Origin of the sequence: Streptomyces albus subsp. chlorinus, assembly GCF_013302895.1 — a bacterium.
GTDB lineage: Bacteria > Actinomycetota > Actinomycetes > Streptomycetales > Streptomycetaceae > Streptomyces > Streptomyces chlorinus.
In genome coordinates, this window is sequence record NZ_VJOK01000001.1 from 1,646,996 (window position 1) to 1,648,807 (window position 1,812).

The following is a 1,812-nucleotide window of genomic DNA, read 5'->3' on the forward strand; positions in this document are numbered from 1 at the left end:
GCTGTCCCGCCGACTGCGGCCGGGCGCGGGCGTCCTGGTGCGCGGCGACGTGGACGGCTGCTGGCTGGTCGCCGCTGGGGACGGCGCCGTCCACGTTCCCGGGCGGCCCGTGCGGGCGGTGGACAGCAACGGGGCGGGTGACGCCCATGTCGGTGCCTTCCTCGCCCTGCTGGGCCGGGGTGCCCGCCCGCTGGACGCGGCGCGCGGTGCCAACCTGGCCGCCTCGGTGGCCGTCACCCGGCACGGTCCGGCCACCGGCCCCACCGCCGCGGAGGTCGCGGCGCTGCTGGCCCCCGGGGACCCGCTGGCCGCGCTCCTCGGCTCGGCCCCGCCGCGCTCCTGACCAGGACCGCCCCGGCCAGCACCCGCCCCTGACCCGTCCCGCTCGGGCCCGGCCCCTCAGTCGCGGGCCCTCGACCGGGGCCTCTCGGTCGCGGACCCGTCCGCCCTCAGCGCATCGACGGGAGCACCGGCGGGTGGTCCGGGTCGGGGACGCGGGGGGCGTAGCCGCCGGGGACCGTGCGGGACTGGGTGGCGCGGAAGCGCACGGGGGGTGTGCCGACGCGCCGGGTGAAGAGGCGGGAGAAGTACGCCGGATCGCCGTAGCCGACCCGGCGGGCGACCGTGGAGACGGATCGGTCTCGGTCGCCCAGTGCGACCACAGTGCGGAGCGCTCCAGGCCGTGGCCCCACTCGGTGGTCACCTGCCAGCCCTGTTCGCGCAGGACGCGCTGGAGGCGGTCGGAGGTCCAGCCGGACTCGCCGAAGACGTTGATGCAGAGCATGCCGAGGCCCTCGTCGGTGTCTTCGCGCAGCTTCCTCAGCCGGGTGGCGATGTCGCCGCTGACCAGGTCGCGGCGCTGGTCGATGCGGTAGGACTGGTCGAGCCAGTCCCACTGTTCGTCCGTCTTGTCGACGAGTTCCTCACGGAAGGCGCGGGCGACCGGGTAGGACTCGGTGGCGTTGATGTGCGCCGCGAAGTCGCAGTTCCACTTCCTGCCCTCGCGCAGCGGCGTGTTGAGGTCGGCCAGGCCGCCCGCGCGCGCGTTGTAGTTGTCCGCGTAGTCGGGGTGTGCCGAGTCGTGCCCCTCGGACTGGTAGCCCTTGAGCAGGGTGAACTGGCGCAGCCCGTCGGTCGCCAGGTGGATGCGCTTGACCTGGTCGAGTGTGGTCAGGAACGGGTTGGTGGCCTGGCTGGCGAAGTTGAACGGGATGTGCGGGACGACCCGCAGGTGCTGTTCGTCGGCGCCGCGCGGATTCACCATGATGTCGCGCAGCGCGATGGCGGCGTCCTGCCAGTCGGCCACGCCGTCCCCGTTGCGGTCCCGGGTGACGACGGCGGTGGTGCGCGGCAGCGGCTCCGTCTGGCCGGTCCCCGCGGTGGCGGCCCGGTACGTCCATTGCCCGCAGGCCGGCCGGGCGACGCGCACGCCGTCGCCGGCCACGGCCGTCTGCCGCCACAGCCGGCCGTTGTCCCAGCTCGCGCCCGGGGTCGCGGCCGGTTTGTCGTAGACGGTGTTCGTCTCGATCGCCGCGGCCAGCTCTCCCGTCGCCACGACCGCGTAGGCACAGCCCACCGGTTCGGGGTCGGGCGCGGTGCTGCCGGTGAGGCGGAGGTGGGTGTCGCCGCTCCCGGCCTTGTCCAGTTCCACGCGTGCCGCGTACAGCTCCGGGGCGCCACTGGTCCGGGAGCGCCACTGGTCCGCCGCCCCACCTTGGCGACGCCGTGCCGCCCTGCCCATGGACATGCGTGCGGGCTTGTTGGATTTCCGCGACGGAGGGGGACGACCCGACGCCTGGAAGGAGCGGGCGC

At 74.9% G+C, this 1,812-nt stretch carries 1 protein-coding gene and 2 pseudogenes; 1 reads left to right on the plus strand and 2 read right to left on the minus strand.

All coding sequences use genetic code 11. From position 1 onward, the window contains the following. Positions 1-343, plus strand: a 343-nt coding sequence (locus FM076_RS33475; RefSeq protein ID WP_243274357.1) for a PfkB family carbohydrate kinase, incomplete at its 5' end; no start/stop codon positions are given. A gap of 106 nt (positions 344-449) precedes the next feature. On the opposite strand, the pseudogene FM076_RS33480 reads toward FM076_RS33475, so the two are convergent. Together FM076_RS33480 and FM076_RS07490 are read right to left on the minus strand one after the other, a co-directional pair. Then, positions 450-632: pseudogene (locus FM076_RS33480) on the minus strand (AraC family transcriptional regulator); the annotation flags it as partial. After that, a pseudogene (locus FM076_RS07490) lies at positions 611-1,669 on the minus strand (endo-alpha-N-acetylgalactosaminidase family protein); the annotation flags it as partial. The pseudogenes FM076_RS33480 and FM076_RS07490, both read right to left, overlap by 22 nt. Between the last annotated feature and the right edge of the window lie 143 nt (positions 1,670-1,812).